At 33.1% G+C, this 18,080-nt stretch carries 14 protein-coding genes; 9 read left to right on the top strand and 5 right to left on the bottom strand.

Annotated features, from left to right (window positions below):
- Nucleotides 1-271: 271 nt before the first annotated feature.
- Entirely contained in the window at nt 272-1,339 is a 1,068-nt protein-coding gene (locus tag OM075_RS18895) for a septation protein IspZ (protein WP_301192105.1), read from the top strand.
- Nucleotides 1,340-1,393: 54 nt separating this feature from the next.
- On the opposite strand, the gene rplS is transcribed toward OM075_RS18895, so the two are convergent.
- From rplS to OM075_RS18870, 5 genes are all read right to left on the bottom strand, one after another.
- Nucleotides 1,394-1,744, bottom strand: a complete 351-nt coding sequence (gene rplS / locus OM075_RS18890; RefSeq protein WP_301192104.1) for a 50S ribosomal protein L19 — start codon at nt 1,742-1,744, stop codon at nt 1,394-1,396.
- Nucleotides 1,745-1,885: 141 nt separating this feature from the next.
- The gene (locus OM075_RS18885) at nt 1,886-5,173 is read right to left on the bottom strand and encodes a UvrD-helicase domain-containing protein (protein WP_301192103.1); all 3,288 of its coding nucleotides are present in this window, start codon (nt 5,171-5,173) and stop codon (nt 1,886-1,888) included.
- A gap of 167 nt (nt 5,174-5,340) precedes the next feature.
- Nucleotides 5,341-6,357 (bottom strand): substrate-binding domain-containing protein, encoded by a 1,017-nt coding sequence (locus OM075_RS18880; protein WP_301192102.1) that lies wholly within the window; start codon nt 6,355-6,357, stop codon nt 5,341-5,343.
- 140 nt (nt 6,358-6,497) lie between these two features.
- Entirely contained in the window at nt 6,498-8,594 is a 2,097-nt protein-coding gene (locus tag OM075_RS18875; protein WP_301192101.1) for a methyl-accepting chemotaxis protein, read from the bottom strand.
- Between the two features lie 220 nt (nt 8,595-8,814).
- Nucleotides 8,815-9,495: a DUF2293 domain-containing protein gene (locus tag OM075_RS18870; RefSeq protein WP_301192100.1), complete on the bottom strand. Its 681-nt coding sequence runs from the start codon at nt 9,493-9,495 to the stop codon at nt 8,815-8,817.
- 196 nt (nt 9,496-9,691) lie between these two features.
- Here OM075_RS18870 and OM075_RS18865 point away from each other — a divergent pair, with 196 nt between their 5' ends.
- The 8 genes from OM075_RS18865 to phoR all read left to right on the top strand — a co-directional run bounded on the left by OM075_RS18865 (nt 9,692) and on the right by phoR (nt 18,028).
- Complete coding sequence (locus tag OM075_RS18865; protein ID WP_301192099.1) at nt 9,692-10,693, top strand: putative porin; 1,002 nt, start codon at nt 9,692-9,694, stop codon at nt 10,691-10,693.
- Between the two features lie 93 nt (nt 10,694-10,786).
- Nucleotides 10,787-11,851, top strand: a complete 1,065-nt coding sequence (gene pstS / locus OM075_RS18860) for a phosphate ABC transporter substrate-binding protein PstS (protein ID WP_301192098.1) — start codon at nt 10,787-10,789, stop codon at nt 11,849-11,851.
- A gap of 169 nt (nt 11,852-12,020) precedes the next feature.
- Entirely contained in the window at nt 12,021-12,872 is an 852-nt protein-coding gene (gene pstC, locus OM075_RS18855) for a phosphate ABC transporter permease subunit PstC (protein WP_301192097.1), read from the top strand.
- Nucleotides 12,873-12,886: 14 nt separating this feature from the next.
- On the top strand, nt 12,887-13,774 hold the full coding sequence (pstA, locus tag OM075_RS18850) for a phosphate ABC transporter permease PstA (RefSeq protein ID WP_301192096.1): 888 nt from the start codon (nt 12,887-12,889) through the stop codon (nt 13,772-13,774).
- A 132-nt stretch (nt 13,775-13,906) separates the two neighbouring features.
- Nucleotides 13,907-14,692 carry a phosphate ABC transporter ATP-binding protein PstB gene (pstB, locus tag OM075_RS18845; RefSeq protein WP_301192095.1) on the top strand — a complete coding sequence of 262 codons (786 nt, stop codon included), beginning with the start codon at nt 13,907-13,909 and terminating at the stop codon, nt 14,690-14,692.
- 109 nt (nt 14,693-14,801) lie between these two features.
- Nucleotides 14,802-15,488 carry a phosphate signaling complex PhoU family protein gene (locus OM075_RS18840; protein WP_301192094.1) on the top strand — a complete coding sequence of 229 codons (687 nt, stop codon included), beginning with the start codon at nt 14,802-14,804 and terminating at the stop codon, nt 15,486-15,488.
- A gap of 44 nt (nt 15,489-15,532) precedes the next feature.
- Nucleotides 15,533-16,222 carry a two-component system response regulator PhoB gene (phoB, locus tag OM075_RS18835; protein ID WP_301192093.1) on the top strand — a complete coding sequence of 230 codons (690 nt, stop codon included), beginning with the start codon at nt 15,533-15,535 and terminating at the stop codon, nt 16,220-16,222.
- 21 nt (nt 16,223-16,243) lie between these two features.
- On the top strand, nt 16,244-18,028 hold the full coding sequence (phoR, locus tag OM075_RS18830) for a sensor histidine kinase (protein WP_301192092.1): 1,785 nt from the start codon (nt 16,244-16,246) through the stop codon (nt 18,026-18,028).
- Nucleotides 18,029-18,080 lie beyond the last annotated feature (52 nt).

The raw sequence follows: 18,080 nt of genomic DNA, 5'->3' as shown, positions 1-18,080 counted from the left end.
GTGCAACGAGTTTAAACGATTTCAGTCAAATAATCGTAGTTTTTTGAGAGAAGTGGGTGCAGCCTAGCCTTTTTTTGCTTCTGTTTTTTGTGGTATGACAATTGGAGCGTAGCGAAAATCATGAACACAATAAGGAAACAGACCTTGTGAACTAAAAAATGAAGTCTGGTCTGGGCGAAGCACCAGTTAACAAATATAATTAGGAGAGCTCTGAATTGATTTATTAAAATGTATTCAGTGGATATTAAAATATATAAGGAATAAAATAAACATGAATCAGTTAGACTTAATAAAGAAATTACTACCAGGACTAGCACCCTTAATCATTTTTGTTTTGGCGGATAGCTTATGGGGAACAGAAGTGGGTTTATTGGTGGCTATTGGGTTTGGATTAGTTGAAGTAGCCATTAGTTTATTTAAAAAGCAGAAACCCGATAAATTCATACTATTTGATGTTGGGCTTTTAGTGGCAATGGGGGTAATATCCATAGTTTTAGAAAATGACTTGTTTTTCAAATTAAAGCCTGGTGTTATTGGTATTATATTTTGCGTTTTATTGGGTATTTCCGCCTATGGAAAGCAAAACCTTATGATGGCAATGAGTGGGCGATATATGAAAGGTATTGATATTAATCCATGGCAACAATATGAGTTTACAAGGAGTATCAAGGCTTTATTCTGGATCTTTTCGTTGCATACTTTACTGGTTTTTCATTCTGCTGTATTTATGTCAAAGGAGGCTTGGGTAATGATTAGTGGACCAGGTTTTTATGTTTTATTTGGAGTTTATTTTGTATTTGAATTATACAATAAAAGAATAAAGCAGAAAAAATATAGTCAGGAAGAATGGGTTCCTATTGTAGAGGAGCAAGGTAAAGTTATTGGTAAAATGCCAAGAAGTATAGCTCATAATGGTTCCAAAATATTACATTCTGTAGTTCATATGCATGTTTTTAATGATCAAGGAGCCTTGTATTTACAAAAACGACCTGCACACAAATTGATACAACCTAATAAATGGGATACAGCTGTTGGGGGACATGTGGCAGCAGGCGAATCTATTGAACTATCGTTACAAAGAGAAGCTCAGGAAGAAATAGGTTTGCAAAACTTCAGTGTAAAACCATTTAAGCAATATGTTTGGGAAAGTGAAGTTGAAAGGGAACTGGTTTTAGGTTTTATTACAGTTACTAAAGAGCAATTAAAGCCTGATGGAGATGAGGTTGAAGAAGGTAAGTTCTGGAAAATAGAGGAGATTGAAAAACAATTAGGAAAAGAAGTATTTACTCCTAATTTTGAATATGAGTTTAAGTTTTTGCAGGATTACCTAAAGAAATAATAAAAAAAAATCCCCGAACAATAATGAACGGGGATTTCTTTATGGAGAGTTTTCTTAGATTCTTCTCTCTTTGATTCTCGCTTTTTTACCAGTAAGTGCACGTAGATAGTAAATACGTTTTCTACGTACTTTACCATAACGATTAACTTCAATCTGGTCAATAAAAGGTGAGTTTAATGGGAAAATTCTTTCAACACCTTGGTTTCCAGACATTTTTCTCACAGTTACCATTTTAGCGGTACCTGCACCTTTAATTTGAATAACAACACCTTTGAAAACCTGGATACGCTCCTTGTTTCCCTCTTTGATCTTGTAAGATACTGAGATAGTGTCTCCTGCTCCAAAAGAAGGAACTTCTACTGAATCAGTTTTAAATGCTTCTTCTGCAATTTTAATTAAATCCATTTTTTATAAAATCTTTTGCATTTAACAAATACATGCAATATTACGTGAACCACCTGTTCAATAAGAGATTACATGTAGATTGTACAATCGGGCGCAAAATTACGCTTTTTATTCTGTAAATAAAATTAAATCAGTGCTTTTTTAAAATAAATTACCTTGAATAGCCTGCGGTGCTATTTCAACAATCTTACCTAAGGTTACATACCATATAAATCCTGATACAGGTTTGTGATCCATCTGTTTAATCTGACGAATATAAAACATCATCTGCTTTTCATATTTTTTGTCTTCCTTTTCTCCAAATTTATAGTCTATTACATGTATAGTATCCTTAATAAATACTACTCTGTCCGGACGATAAGTTCCTTGAGAAGAGATAATTGTATTTTCTGTTTTTATGATGTTTGAAGAATCATACCAACGTCTGGTATTATCTTGTGTTATAAGTGATTTTATTTCAGATGAAAGCTGCGATTTCTCATTTTCAGAAATTTTACCTTCAAACATAAGTCTGTTTAAAGCACCATCTATATCATTCTCAGAATGAATATATTCAAATGCCTCATGCATTATATTTCCATAGTTTAATCTGGACTGCTTAATATCTTTTGAAAAGTAATCCACACTGTTGGTTTTTATCGCAATGTTGTCATTGTTTAATATATTATTGCTAAATGGTTTTAGAACTTCACTTTCAATATCTGTTTTGTCAGAGTTGTGATGTTGTTGTTGAGGAATTTCTCCATAGCTAAAAATATTCTGTTCTTCATTCCAGCCTTTTGTTATGTCAATAAAACCATTTTTAGCTTCGTTTAAACCAGAATTATTAAAAGTATGGTACAATAGATCAGATACTGTTTTAAGTCCTCCTTTGTTCGATTTTGAAGGCATAGGGCCAAAGGTGATGAGCACTTCACAACTCCGTGTAAAAGCAACATATAGCAGGTTTATACTATCAACATACTGATACAATTGTTCCTCAAAATATTCCTCTTTAAATATGGTATCTTTTAATTTAGAGGTATAGGTCACCGGAAGTAGTTTTATTGCGTTAAATGGCTCCTGATTGGGTTTACACCAGATAATATTACTTGATATTTCTGAGTCTAATTTCCAATTACAATAAGGAATTAATACCGCCTTAAATTCAAGACCTTTTGATTTATGTACGGTCATGATTTTAATGGCATCCTGATCATCAGGCACCGAAATAGCTTCCGTTTGGCCTTTGTCATTCCACCATTCAATAAAGGTTGATAAATCCGGAAAATGATCTTTGATAAATTGATTGGTGCTATTAATAAATGACTGAATAAAGATACCCTGTTCTTTTTTAATCTTTTCAGGAAGTTGGTTGGCCAGGTATTCAATTAACTCAAGTAATGGCTTTTGCCGTTTACTTAATAAAACATCAATCCATGAGTAATTGGTGTTGTTAAAACCTTCTGATTCATTGAATTCAAAATAGTTTCCTATTTCAATTAATGTTCCTTCAGTATCTTCCTCAAGTAATCTTTTATTTAAAACCATATCAGCCTTTAATATAAGGTTGTTTGGGTTTTGAAGATATTTTACCTGAGCCATCATAAAGTTTATGGCAGCTGAACCTGATAGAAATAATGATTCATTGGAAACGACAGGAATAATAGCTCCGTCTTTTGAATAATTACCAGATAATAGTGCGTTGGCAATGGTTTCTCCTTCTCCTTTTTTTCGAACCAAAATACAAATATCACTATAAGAATATCCCTTTTCAATAAGGTTTTCTATCTGTTCTACAGTTTCCTGAAGCATCAACTCGTCATAATCTGCATTTTTGTCAATTTCAAAAAAACGGGATTGAATATAGCCTTTGTTATCTTCTTTATTTACTGGTGTTTGTTGAAATACATCAGCGTAAGCGTTAGAAATTTTCTTTTTAAACAAATCCTGAATAGCTGTATCCTTAATATGCTCTGTTAAGCTATTATTAAAGTCGTTTTGAATCAGGTTTGACGCATGTGTGAATATGGTATTATTAAACTGGATAATATTAGAGAAGCTTCTCCAGTTCCAATCTAAAGTTTCTTCTTGATTTCCGTGTTGTCTAAAGTCCTGTGTAATTTGATGCTCCAATAAATTCCAGTCTGAGTTTCGCCATCTGTAAATAGATTGCTTTACATCACCCACAATAAGACTTGTTTCATCACTTGATAAAGAATTATCAATAAGCGGTTTAAAGTTTAACCACTGCAGTTTCGAAGTGTCCTGAAACTCATCAATCATAAAGTTCTGAAACTTACTGCCAATTTTTTCATAGATAAAAGGCGTATCGTTTTGATCAATAATGCGATTTAAAAAGTGTGATGAATCGGCAATCAGAAATATATTCTCTTCTCTGCAAATGTTTTGTACCTCTTTTGCAATGTCTGCAATAATTCCAAGTGCATAGATATTTTGACTGATTACATTGGCAGTATTGTATGTTTCAAATTCTTTTTCAATGATATCCAATGCTTTTTTTAGTAGCATGTTGAGTAGGGGATAGATTCCACTGATTTCATCCTGAACGGCAGGAGTGTTGTCTTTACGTCCCCATTTTTCAGGTTCGTCAATTAGCTTTAAAACTGTAGGACCGGCCTCTAGTTTATCAAGTGCTTTGAGTTTTTCAAAATATTTTACCGGAGTACGACTCTTACCAGTAAAGTCTTCATATTTTAAACCTGATTTTTTAATGGCATCACTGGCTTCTTCTCCAATTCCTTTTATCTTTTTTTCAAAGTCGTTTTTTATCGCAATAATCTGGTTGAGGTAGGTCTGCATCCAATCCTTATTGCTAAGTGCAATCAAAATATCACGACTTTCAAGTTGAAAAAGCTCATTAAATATCTCTGATCCAAGCTTATTCAGGTCATTGGTTAAATTCCAGTTTTTACCCTGATTTAATTTCTGTTCGGCAAATTGTACCAGCCAGTTTTTTAAATGTTCATACTCAGGTAAATCAACCTTTAATAATAGGTGATCAATGGCTTTTTGAAGAATTTTAGGACCGTTTAGTTCTATTTTAAAACCACTTTCTAATCCAGCTTCGCGAGCAAAAGAACGTATGATTTTTTGGAAAAAACTATCAATAGTACTTACAGAAAAGTTTGAAAAGTCATGCAGTAGATAGCTTAATAAAACATGAGCCCTTTGTCTTACCTGTTTCTCAGAAATTTCAAATTCCTTTATTAAATCATCAACGTAATCTTTGGTTTTGTTGGCAGAAATTTGATAAAGTTTCTCCAGTATACGGCTTTTCATTTCACCAGTCGCTTTATTGGTGAATGTTACAGCTAAAGTTCTAGTATAATTCGTTGGATTTTTAAAGAGTAGAAAAAGAAACTCTTTTGTTAAAGTATAGGTTTTTCCGGATCCGGCAGAAGCACGGTATATTTTAAGTTGCGACATGTTTACTATTTTGATACGAAAATAGTAATTATAAAAAGGTAAGTAGCAACATACATCCCAAAAAATACACAATCCTTCTTTTAAACTCCTATCAATCAAACATGTTGCTACTCATTGCTACTTACCCGTACTATAAAGTGTTAACCCTGTGCTTTTAAACTTGTATATTATTCTTTATTTCCGTTTTTTTCAATATCCTGTTCACTTATAAAGCCTTCAGAAACAACAGTTAAATCAATATTTTGTCGATGAACAACTTGAGATTTTAATAATATAGCTGGAACCAAACGTTTTCCATTATTAATGGTGATATCCATATTAGATGGTGCAATGCCTTTAGATATTTTAATAGCTGCATCAGCAGCTGTATAAGCTAATGCCTCAATAGGTTTATAAACTGTCATGGTTTGATTTCCACCTACAATATTTCGTATGGCCTGAATGTCGGCATCCTGACCTGCAACTAAGACAGAACCGGCTAAATTGTGTTCCTTTAATGCGCTGATGGCACCGGCAGCAAGGGCATCATTACCAGCAATAATAGCATCTAAACCTTGGTTCATTTCACTGTTAAGGTAGTTGTTGGTAATTTCATAACCCTCATGTAACGACCATGAATTGGTGTATTCATTAAATACAACTTCAATATCACCCTTTTCAATCAGAGGTTGTAAAATATTTAGCTGGCCAATGTTTAATAAGTAGGCATTATTGTCAACTCTTGAACCTCCAATAATTCCATATTTACCTGCAGGTTTTATTTTAGTTAAGTATCCTGCCTGAAGCTCTCCAATGGCAATATTGTCTGTTGAAATATAATAGTCAAGATTGCAGTTTTTTATGAGTCTGTCGTAAGAAATAACAGGTACATGATTTTGGTGCGCATAAATTACAATATCGCCTGCCTTAAGTTGATTTGCCGGTATAACGACTAAGACTTCAACGCCGTTGGCAATCATTTCTTCAGCTTGCAGTAATTGTTTGTCAGGATCTGAATCTGCAATTAATACAGAGCAGGTTCCTCCTAATTCTTTTACCTTTTCCTCAAAAATACTCATGTCCTTTTTCCATCTTTCCTGTTGAAGATTATCAACTAAAAGACCAATGTGAGGTTTGTGCTTGCAGCTGGATAGAATAAGAATACCAACTAAAAATACCGAGATTATTAAAACTGTTTTTTTCATGGCTGGATTATTTAAATTGGGAAAACATATCTTTAATTTAAACAAAAAGATTGGTAATGTAAAGTGTTTCTTAAATACAATAAAAAAATCCTTACGTTAATAAGGATTTTTTGAATGAAAAAAAATAAAATTCTCAACTATTAAAATTGCTCATAATCAGTTTTTTCTCGATGTTCTCTTTGTGTTTCTGATATTGTTTCTTCCTTTTTGCCTTTTGAAGAGGCGGTGATAAAAGATTTAGGAGTAAAGTCCATCACGTCATTGGCTGAAAATTCTTTATAAGTAATAATCTGCTTTTTATCCGTGTTAAAATAGGAGATTAGTTTTATTAAATGATCTGATTGACTGGATAATTCTTTTGCACTTGCGGCAAGTTCTTCACTACCAGCCGCATTCTGAACGGTGGCTACATTTATTTGTTGTAAAGAACTGTTTATTTGGTTTACCCCGGATTCTAACTCCTGACCTGCAATAGTTATTCCTTGTACCAATTGGCTGGTTTTTTCAATATCAGGAATCAATTCCTGAAGACTTTTTCCTGCACTGTCAGTCATTTTAACATTCTGGTTGACTAATTTAATTATTTCATAAGCTGCATTTTTGCTGTCTTCCGCTAATCTGCGAACTTGCTCAGCAACTACTGCGAATCCTCGACCGTGTACACCAGCTTTAGCGGCTTCAATGGCTGCGTTAAGCGATAAAATATTAGTTTGTGTGGCTATTTGGTTTATGGAATGAATTTTCTCTGAAATGATTTTACTTATTTTACTAGCTTCCAGTGCCTTTTTATTCACGTTGTTTATTTCAGTAGCTACCATTTCAGATATTTCCTGTGTTTTTCTCGCACTTTCCGTGTTTTGTATGATACTTGAAGAAATTTCCTCCATTGTAGAAGATACTTCCTCAAGAGCTGAAGCCTGCTCATTGGCACCTTGAGATATATCCTGAGATGTGCTGTCGAATTGCATGCCTGAAGAGTTTAGTTGCTCTGCTCCTGATGCTATTGCATTAACTACTTCTTTTAGTTTTATAATCATAGTACTTAATGCAACAGATAGCTTTCCTAATTCATCACTTCTTTCTGAAGAAATATTTATAGTAAGATTTCCATTGGCAATAGCCTCTGCATTGTTTGCCATTAATTTTAGCTGAGTAAGAATTGGGGCCAGGAATCTGTTAATGGAAACAAATAATAAAATGGCAGCGGCAATTATTAAAAGGGTTGAAAACAATAATAATTTGTTTAGCCCAGCATACATATCAGCTTTATATACAGAAGTGGATATGAAACATTTATACGGTTCAAAATATTTGTAGAATTGAATTTTCTTTTTTCCATTTCCAGATTCTGGCCAGATATATTCTGTTCTTGCAATAGCTCCATTTTTTAAAACTAATTGTTTGAAGAATTGAGCTTTGCTATAATTTTCATTTTCATTTGTAGGGTGTATAATAAAATTACCTGTTTCAGCTATTAAAAAAGGATACCCGTTGTTGTAGAACTTCTTTTGGGAAAATACTTTTTTTAGGAATGCGTAATTTTTTTCAAGTGTTCCAACATATAAAATTCCTTTTATTTCATCGTTTATATAAATGGGTTTATAGGCTGTCAGATACCAATCATTCACAACAAAAGCTCTTCCGTAAAAAGTTTCTCCTTTTTCTATCGTTTCAATAACTTCAGAATCATTAGGTATAAAAGTTCCGATCGCTCTTTCTCCGTTGGTATTAATAACGTTGGTAGCAATTCTAAGATATCCATCCTCTATCTTTTGAAAAATGGTAGCTGTTTCATGTGTTTGCTCCTGAATATAATCAACCAAATTATTACTGTTATACAGATTAGTGTCACCAAGTTCCCAAACGGGTATTTTGTATTGTTTTTCTTCTTTAGAAAGTTGATTGATACCTGTTACTATTATGTGCTCTTTTTTTTCAATAATATCTCCTTCGTTATGGAAGAGCGATTCTGCAAATTTCATGGCTAATTTGGCCTGATTTTGTTTTGCATGTACTTCTGAATTTAGAATGGTGTTCAGATCTTCTAACTGACTGACCATATTTTCCTCTGTTGTCTTTTCAATTTCACTACTTAGTGTGTTGTAAAAAGTAATGGAGAGTATAGCAGCAAAAACAATTAAAAGAGTTATGATAGTCAGGTTGACTTTCTTTTTAATAGAAGATTTAATTTGCTTGATTAAAGAATCCTTTACTTTACTGTTGTTCAATTTTATCATAATATATGGTTTTGGGGGGTATTTCTTCATTTATTGATATAACATACCTATTTCAATCAGTTTAAAACTGATTATGTACCTGTTTTTCCAGAACCTATACTACTTAATTGTAAGTTAGCCTATTATGATTTTTTTATCAATAGTAAAAGTTGAATACTTATGAACAGTAATCCAAATTTAGGAAATTGAGAAATATCTCAATATTGAAGATTGATAAATATTATTGAAGTTTTTTGGTAATTGCATTTTTTAGGGGGCAGTTTGCCGGTATAATTCTTCCTTTACGATAATTGTCCAGTACTTGAACAGATTGCTCAGCCAGACTACGTCTTACACTTCTTCTTTCTCCCTTAACTTTAGCAATGTGCATATGATCATATTGTGTGGTTTGATGACGCATCCATGCAATAACAGCTTTTGATGCTCTTTCTTCAATTGGGATCATTGAGGTTCGTGCAACAGTTCCACTTCCCACAGGTATGGCATGTTTTGTAACTAATATGGCTACAGTTTTAGCAATTACATCATATTTTGGGTCAAAGTTTAAAAATTGTTCTACCGCTATGCAAAACTCCTGTTCATAGTTATTTTGTTGTTCCTCTCTACGTTTAATACTGTAGGCTCTTTGTTTTTTATATGCTTCAGTATTTCTTGTTGCTTGCATTTCTTTTTTAGCCCAGTCAATTATGGTTTGAGGTGCCCATATGCCTTTGGACATAGTTCTTCGTCCTTTTTTAAAAACAACTTTCCAGTATTTTTTTTGAGATGTTACTTTTCTTGTAACACCAGCATCGCCAGCAGGAAGAAAAACCCAATCATGAGGAGGGGTTTGTTTAATTCCTTCATCATCAGTTAGTTGACCCAATTTATTAGTTGATAATATTTTAACTTGACTATGCATTTTTTCCGTTGTAATTTGATGCAAATAAATAAAAATCCCTCAAGTATTAAAAATGTAACAGTTTTGTAACACCTCTTTAACCGCGCTGTAACTGTGCCTTTATATGTTTGCAGTGGGAAAAATAATTAAAAAGGAAAATTTAAATCATTAAAAAACATTTCTCGGGAGGAAATGAATATAAACTAAACGCAGGAAAATGAAAAAATTTGCAATTATTGCTTTTGCTATCTTATGTATTGGAATGACAGGTTTTGCACAGGAAACTAAAGAGTTTAAACCTTCTGGAAAACCAACATTCAGAATCTTCACCAATTTTCATAGTACAATTATGGATGGTGAAACTAAGAATGAATTTGAATTGAATCGTGCATATCTGGGGTATGGTTACAAATTCAGTGAAAAGTGGTCAGGAGATTTAGTTTTTGATGTTGGTAACCCTGAAGATGGTGGTAAGTTGGAAATGACAGCGTATGTAAAGAATGCTTATTTGAGATATAAAAGTAATGGATGGACCATCAATTTTGGTTTGATTGGAACAACAGCTTTTAAATTTCAGGAAACAGCATGGGGATACAGATACGTTGCCAAGGCATTTCAGGATCAAAATAAAATGGGATCAAGTGCTGACTTGGGTATTAGTGCTGCATATAAGTTTAGCGATATCCTTAGTGCCGACCTTATACTTGTTAATGGGGAAGGTTATAAAAACCTTGAGTCAGATAGTATCTTTTCGGTTGGTTTAGGTTTGACATTAAAACCAACTGATGGTTTTAGCTTAAGAGCTTATTATGAAACAGCAACAGGTGAATCGAACTATGTTGATGGAGCTACAACGGTTGATCTTGCCAGACATTCTACATTAGCTTTTGCAGGACGATATAGTAATGATCATTTTTCCATTGCAGCAGAATATGCAGGGCAAACAAATAACAGAAAGCGTGAAGGAAGAGACTTAAGTGGTTTTGCAGCCTATGGAACAGTAAATGTAAAGTCATCTAAGATATTTGCCCGATATGATAATATGACATCAAATGATGATTGGAATACAAGTGCTGACGGTTCCAGAATTGTTTTAGGTGCTGAGTTTAATCCGGTTAAAGGAATTAAGATCGCTCCAAACTTCCAAAATTTCTCGCCTAAAGCTGATGGCGTTGAAAGTGTAAGTTATGTATATGTGAATTGCGAAATAAAATTCTAAATACTATACCTAAATAATAAAACAGAGATGAAATGCTTATGATGGTATGGTAATCATAAGTGTTACACACGAATTTTAAAGTAAAAAAAACGTATGAAAAATTTACTAGTAGTACTATTAATTGCAGCCATGTTTGGCGCATGTTCAAATGGTAAAAAAAGTGCCGCTGATAGCTCAGATAAAGCAGTAAGCATAGCAGCAGCAGGGGCAACATTCCCAATGCCATATTATAATATGGTAATTAAAAATTACATTAAAGAAAAAGGTGTTTTAGTAACATATGGTGGTATCGGTTCCGGAGGTGGAATTAAAAGTCTTAAAGATAAAGTAGTTGACTTTGGTGCTACCGACGCTTATTTATCAGATGAAAAAATGGCAGCAATGCCTTCTGAAATTGTACATATCCCTACTTGTTTAGGAGCTGTTGTTATTGCTTACAATTTAGAAGGTGTTGAAGGTCTTAAATTAACTAACGAGTTGTTAGAAGGAATTTTTATGGGTGACATTACCAAATGGAATGACTCTAAAATTGCTGCAAACAACGAAGGTTTAAATTTACCTGATCAGGAAATTACTTTTGTACACAGATCAGATGGTAGTGGTACTACTTACATCTTTAGTGATTTTATGACTAAGATTAGTACAAAATGGGCTGATGCTGTTGGTACAGGTAAATCATTACAATGGCCTGTAGGTATTGGAGCTAAAGGTAACCCTGGTGTTGCTGGTACTATTAAATCAACTCCAGGTGCTATTGGTTACGTAGGAAGTGAATATGCTTTTGCTCAAAAAATATCATATGCCATGTTAAAGAATGCTGCAGGAAACTATATTGAGCCATCTATTGAATCAATTAGTGCAGCAGCTCAGGGAGCTATGCCTGAAGATACTCGTGTAATGTTAACTAACTCTGATGATGCAAATGCTTATCCAATTAGTGGTTTTACATGGTTAATTCTTTATAAGGAGCAAGCTTATGATGGACGTTCTAAAGCTCAGGCTCAGGGAACGCTTGAATTTTTGGATTGGTTAATTAGCGAAGGTGCACAATCTCAGGCATCTAAAGTAAATTATGCGCCACTTCCTGAAAAAGCAGTTGCTCAGGCTAAAACAATTCTTCGTTCTGTTACATATAATGGTGAAGCTTTGTTAAAATAGGCTCTGTTGAGTTAACAAGCCTGGCTTAGTAAAATTATACGAAAATCAGGTTCGAAAGGGCCTGATTTTTTACTTTAAAATAGATTGGTTTGCACTGTAAGGTGTTGATAGAAATCAATAATGTTCTTAATAATTGAAATTTAAGAACTGTAATTGAAACAAATCGAAAATGAAAAGCGATACCATAACAAAATACGTACTATTATTATCATCTCTTGTAATATTATTGGTGTCTGCCGGAATGATTTTTTCCTTGTTGGGAGACGCTATACCGGTGTTTGAAAAATTTGGGTGGAGATTTATTATATCTACAGACTGGAACCCTACTGAAGGTAGAGAAAGTTATGGTGCATTACCCTTTATTGCCGGAACATTAAGTACCTCATTATTGGCACTGATTATCTGTTTGCCAATGGCTTTTTCAACAGCTCTCTTTATTGCTGAGTATTTTAAAAAGTCTTCTTTTTCAACTGTTCTTAGTTCTATGGTTGATCTTTTGGCAGGAGTTCCTTCTATTGTTTATGGCTTATGGGGATTTTATACACTACGTCCTTTTATAGTTTCATTGGGATTAGATTCACAGGGATATGGGATATTCACGTCAGGATTGATACTGGCCATCATGATTATTCCTTATGCAACATCTCTGAGCGCAGAAATAATTGCTATGGTGCCAAATGAATTAAAAGAGGCTGCCTATGCATTAGGAGCAACTCGTATGGAGGTTATTTTTAATGTGATTTTACCCAATGCCCGTTCTGGTATTATTGCCAGTTTTATTCTTGCTTTTGGTAGAGCTTTAGGAGAAACAATGGCAGTAACCATGCTCATTGGTAACGCTAATATTATACCAACAGGATTATTTAGTACAGGTAACAGTATGGCCAGTGTAATAGCCAATCAATTCGGGGAGGCTGATGGCTTAAAAATGAGTGCATTAATTGCCATTGGTTTATTGTTATTTGTGATAACAGGAATTGTAAATGCCATTGGGAAATTAGTAATTAAGAAATTATCCTAAATGTTGTAATCATTATGGAAAATATAAATACACCAATAGAACTAACTAAAAATAGTGCCTTCCGGGCATTAAAGGATAAAGCATTTTTATGGGGGGTAATCATCGTTTCAATTATAACTATTTCTCCTATTGTATTAATTATTGGTAAACTGGTTTGGAAAGGCGTTTCGCAAATAAACTTGTCTTTTTTTACAGAAATTACACCGAGTACATTTGAAGCCATGACGGCAGTAGCCAGTGGCGAAGTTATACCCGGAGGTATAGTAAACGGTATTTTAGGAACATTTCTTATTGTGTTTTTATCGGCTATAATCGCTATACCTGTAGGTATATTAATTGGTTTGTTTCTTTTTGAAAATCAAGGCAAGAGATATGCTAATTTAATTCGTAGTTTATCAGATATTTTACAAGGAGTTCCTTCAATTGTATTGGGTTTGATTGCATATTTATGGGTGGTGAAAAATGTTACACAGGGATATTCTGCTTTAGCAGGTAGTGTGGCTCTGGCTATAATGATGTTACCACTAATAATAAGATCAACAGAGGAAACGATGAAGATGATTCCCGGAACTTTAAAAGAAGCTGGTTTAGCTTTAGGAGTTCCGTATTATAAAGTGATTTTAAAAGTCTTAATTCCATCTGGTATCAGTGGATTATCAACGGGAATTCTTTTAGCAATTTCAAGAATCCTTGGAGAAACAGCACCATTAATGCTTACTACTCTTGGTAATCCAATGATCAACTGGGATGTTACAGCTCCAACCAGTGCAGTACCATTACTGATCTGGGATTTTTATAATGATCCGAATATGGTTGATTTAATCTGGAGTTCATCTTTATTTTTAATGGGATTTGTACTGACTCTGAATATTATATCCAAAAGAATTGCAGCGAAACAATAATGCTGCAAAGAATGAATAGTAGTAATGTGTAAAAGTGGAAAGAAAAATGGTGTTGAGAGAGTAAGATTATTCTTTTTAATTTAAAACATTTAAACAGAGACTTTCGACTTTTAACTAGGAATAAAAAAGCAAATGAGCAAAAATATAGATATTATAGAAAACCCTGTTCTGAAGGTAGAAAACTTATCTATTGCCTATAATAAGGCTGATAAATATGCCGTAAAAGATGTGAATGTTACCATTAAAAAAAATGCAATCACAGCTATCATGGGACCATCAGGATGTGGTAAGAGTACAATGCTAAGAGCGATAAACCGTATGCATGAACTCTATCCGGATATCAGAACAGAAGGTAATATATATTTGAATGGTGATAATATTATGAAAATGGATACCATTCAACTGCGTAGAAAAATTGGAATGGTTTTTCAACGTCCCAATCCATTTCCAACTATGAGTATTTACGATAATGTAATTGCAGGTTATAAACTAAATGGTATCCGAATTAAAAAAAGTCAAAGGGATGATATTGTAGAAAGATCATTAACAGATGTGGCTTTATGGAACGAAGTAAAAGATTCATTGCATAAAAAAGGTACTTTTTTATCAGGAGGACAACAGCAGCGATTATGTATTGCCAGATCAATTGCATTTCAGCCTGAAGTAATTCTTTTGGATGAACCCACATCTGCACTTGATCCTATAGCAACATCCAAAGTTGAAGATTTATTGGTTAAACTAAAAGAAAACTATACCATAGTTTTAGTTACTCATAACATGTCGCAGGCCGCTCGTATTTCTGAATACTCCATGTTTATGTATTTAGGAGATTTAGTTGAATATGGTAAAACAAAAATGATGTTTACAAATCCTCGCGATAAGAAAACAGAAGAGTACTTAACCGGAAAGTTTGGTTGATATATAGTCTTTCTCGTTTTACTAAAATGGTTTTAATATCATAATAGAAGAGGTAAAAACAACATGGTTAGCGATTATGAAATAATTGTAAATCCCTAAAAACACTAAAATGTTACAAAAAGATAAAGCATTACAAGATATAGAAGATTCATTTAAAGAATATTGCGATTTAATGATGAAGCAATTGAGTGAATTGGAAAATATTACTCAAAAAGGCGATAATAATATTTCGGATGGAGAAATTAAAAACATTAAAACCACCGAAAAGAAATTAAATAAGTTTGAAGTAAAAATCAGTGAGCAGATTATTAGCACTATTGTACTTCATCAACCCGTAGCTTCTGAATTGCGCAGATTAATGGCTTGTTACAGAATTGTTATTAATATGGAACGGATAGGAGATTTAATTGAAAATGTAATCTACTATATCCGCAAAATTGAAGATTCGAAACTGTATGAAGAGCTATCTGATGTGATATATAATATGGTGACTTCGAGTACCAGCATGGTAGAAAAATCGCTGTTATCATTTATCAACGATGATCGTGATTCTGCAATCTGGACCATCAAAAATGATGAGATTCTGGATGAAATGAATAAAAAATTAATGAAGAAAGGTATCAAAAAAACAAAGCTTCAAAATGAAGCCAGAGATATACTTCTTAATCTCATTAATTTTAAAACAGTTATATCAAAAATTGAACGTATTGGTGATCATGCCGGTCATATTGCCGAAGCATCAATATTTGCACAGGAAGGTAAGGATATTCGTCATCAGAAATTAAACGAGGATTAAAAAGTTTTGAATTTCTCGTATATTCGTGCAAACTCCAAAATAATATGACACAGGAAAGTAAACGAATATTAATTGTTGACGACGAGGAAGATCTTTGTGAAATTTTACAGTTTAACCTTGAGAGCGAAGGTTATGAAACAGAAGTAGCTTTTTCTGCAGAAGAAGCACTACTAAAGGATATTAAATCATTTGATCTGTTATTACTTGATGTGATGATGGGAAAAATGTCGGGATTTAAGCTTATTGATACCATAAGAAAAGAATTAAAAGTGGAAGTTCCGGTTATATTTCTGACCGCAAAAAGTACAGAGAATGATTTATTAACCGGCTTTAATTTGGGCGCTGACGATTACATATCTAAGCCATACTCATTAAAAGAGTTGATTGCACGGGTTAAAGTTGTTTTACGGCGCAATACGTCGGCCATTGACTCTGAAGAAAAAAGTGTGATCAAGGTTGAAAATATGGTGTTGAATCTGGATAAAAAAGATCTTACCATTATTGACGATCGTATTGAATTGACTCGTAAGGAGTTTGAAATTCTTAAGTTGTTTTTTGAGAACCGAAATAAGGTTTTCTCTCGTGATGAAATATTATTAAAAATATGGGGCGATGATGTCATTGTTTCAGATCGTACTGTGGATGTTAATATTACACGCTTAAGAAAAAAAATAAAACATTATGGAGAATATCTCAAAAACCGGCCCGGTTTGGGATATTATTTTGAAGTTTAATAATTAAAATAAACCTGGTCTATGTTATTTAATTTTAATTACAAAAGAAAATTATTCGTTTACTATTTTTCAATCATATTTGTAATTACAGCATCGTTTATTGCCTTTCAGTATCAAAGAGAAAAGCAATTCAGAATTGCTCAGTTGGAGAGTAAATTAGATATAATATCAGATCTTACGAATAATTTTATTAAGGATAATGAGATTATTAAGAATGATAATGTACTATTAATAGATTCGTTACTTAAAGTTGTTCCCAGTGAAGAAACAAGAGTAACTGTTGTTGATCCTTCGGGAAAAGTATTGTTTGATAGTTTTGTGGATGATTTTGAAACCATGGAAAACCATCTTCAACGTCCGGAGATTCAAAAAGCAAAATACGCAGATGATGGTGTAGGTTCCAATATTAGAAAGTCTGCAACTACAGGACAGGACTTTTATTACTATGCTCATAACTACGATAATTATTTTATCAGAACTGCAGTTGTTTATGACATCAAAATTCAGAACTTCTTAAAAGCAGAACCTCTGTTTATGGTCTTTATTGGATTTTTGTTTGTGGTGTCGTGGTTAATATTATCGTTTGTTACTAAAAAAATGAGCGAAAGTATCACTAAACTTAAGGATTTTGCTGTTAAGGTACGTCAAAATGAGGCAGTAATTGGTGATTATGAATTCCCTCAAAATGAGTTGGGAGTAATCAGCAAACAAATTATTTCAATGTATAAAAAGCTTACTGAAGCCAAAGATGCATTGAGCCTTGAGAAAGAGAAGTTAATAAAACATCTGTTGGTTTTAAATGAGGGAGTTGGGTTTTTTGGTCCTGATAAATCAGTAATACTCACCAACACATGTTTTGTACAATATTTAAATTTATTGGCAGAAAAATCGTCGATTAACCCTGAGCATGTTTTTGAAATAGAAGATCTTATGGATTTACAGAAATTTATAAAGAAACATGTAGATAAGAAAAAGACGATTATAAACCCCAATGCGCTTCCTAAAAAGGAATTTACAATTGAGAAAAACGGCTACTATTTTGAAATTAAGTGTATTGTATTTCAGGATAGAAGTTTTGAATTATTGATTAGCGATATTACTAAGCTTGAAAAACGCAGATTGCTTAAGCAGCAAATGACATCAAATATTGCTCATGAACTTAAGACTCCGGTATCTTCGGTTAGAGGTTATTTAGAAACTATTCTTAACAATCCGGATGTAAATGAAGAAAAAAAGAAATATTTTATCGAAAAAGCTTATCAGCAATCTTTCCGTCTAACCAATTTAATAGAAGATATTGTTGTATTAAATAAAATTGAAGAAGCTGGTAGTAATTATGAATTTGAAAAAGTTGATGTAAATGCTGTCGTCAATGATGTATTAGAAAATTTACAGGAACAAATTCAAAGACAAGAGGCGATATTGGAGATTAATATCAAAAAAGATATTGCAGTTAAGGCAAATCCATCTTTAGTTGTATCGGTTTTCCAAAATCTTATTGAGAATTCGTTAAACTATGCTGGTGAAAAAATTACAATCAAAATAGATCAGTATCATGAGGATGACGAGTTTTACCATTTCTCAATAACTGATAATGGGGTTGGAATTCCAGAGGAACATTTATCACGTATTTTTGAACGTTTCTATCGTGTTGATTCAGGCCGTTCAAGAAAAATGGGAGGTACAGGATTGGGATTAGCCATTGTAAAGCATGCTGTTAACATACATAATGGTGAGGTTTCTGTTAAAAATGTACCAGGTGGAGGTGCTGTATTCTATATCAGTCTTCCTAAATATTTGGATTGAAATAAGATCATTTAAGTTATAAAAAAGAAGGGTGCTCATTTTAAGGTTAATA

This window comes from Plebeiibacterium sediminum, assembly GCF_026013605.1.
In the GTDB taxonomy this organism is placed as follows: Bacteria; Bacteroidota; Bacteroidia; order Bacteroidales; family Marinilabiliaceae; genus Saccharicrinis; species Saccharicrinis sediminus.
This window is presented reverse-complemented; position numbering and strand designations above follow the sequence as displayed.

Excerpts from the sequence above, each read along its gene's own strand:
- OM075_RS18895 (WP_301192105.1), top strand. The coding sequence starts at position 272 with ATGAATCAGTTAGACTTAATAAAGAAATTACTACCAGGACTAGCACCC.
- rplS (WP_301192104.1), bottom strand. The coding sequence starts at position 1,744 with ATGGATTTAATTAAAATTGCAGAAGAAGCATTTAAAACTGATTCAGTA.
- OM075_RS18885 (WP_301192103.1), bottom strand. The coding sequence starts at position 5,173 with ATGTCGCAACTTAAAATATACCGTGCTTCTGCCGGATCCGGAAAAACC.
- OM075_RS18880 (WP_301192102.1), bottom strand. The coding sequence starts at position 6,357 with ATGAAAAAAACAGTTTTAATAATCTCGGTATTTTTAGTTGGTATTCTT.
- OM075_RS18875 (WP_301192101.1), bottom strand. The coding sequence starts at position 8,594 with ATGATAAAATTGAACAACAGTAAAGTAAAGGATTCTTTAATCAAGCAA.
- OM075_RS18870 (WP_301192100.1), bottom strand. The coding sequence starts at position 9,495 with ATGCATAGTCAAGTTAAAATATTATCAACTAATAAATTGGGTCAACTA.
- OM075_RS18865 (WP_301192099.1), top strand. The coding sequence starts at position 9,692 with ATGAAAAAATTTGCAATTATTGCTTTTGCTATCTTATGTATTGGAATG.
- pstS (WP_301192098.1), top strand. The coding sequence starts at position 10,787 with ATGAAAAATTTACTAGTAGTACTATTAATTGCAGCCATGTTTGGCGCA.
- pstC (WP_301192097.1), top strand. The coding sequence starts at position 12,021 with ATGAAAAGCGATACCATAACAAAATACGTACTATTATTATCATCTCTT.
- pstA (WP_301192096.1), top strand. The coding sequence starts at position 12,887 with ATGGAAAATATAAATACACCAATAGAACTAACTAAAAATAGTGCCTTC.
- pstB (WP_301192095.1), top strand. The coding sequence starts at position 13,907 with ATGAGCAAAAATATAGATATTATAGAAAACCCTGTTCTGAAGGTAGAA.
- OM075_RS18840 (WP_301192094.1), top strand. The coding sequence starts at position 14,802 with ATGTTACAAAAAGATAAAGCATTACAAGATATAGAAGATTCATTTAAA.
- phoB (WP_301192093.1), top strand. The coding sequence starts at position 15,533 with ATGACACAGGAAAGTAAACGAATATTAATTGTTGACGACGAGGAAGAT.
- phoR (WP_301192092.1), top strand. The coding sequence starts at position 16,244 with ATGTTATTTAATTTTAATTACAAAAGAAAATTATTCGTTTACTATTTT.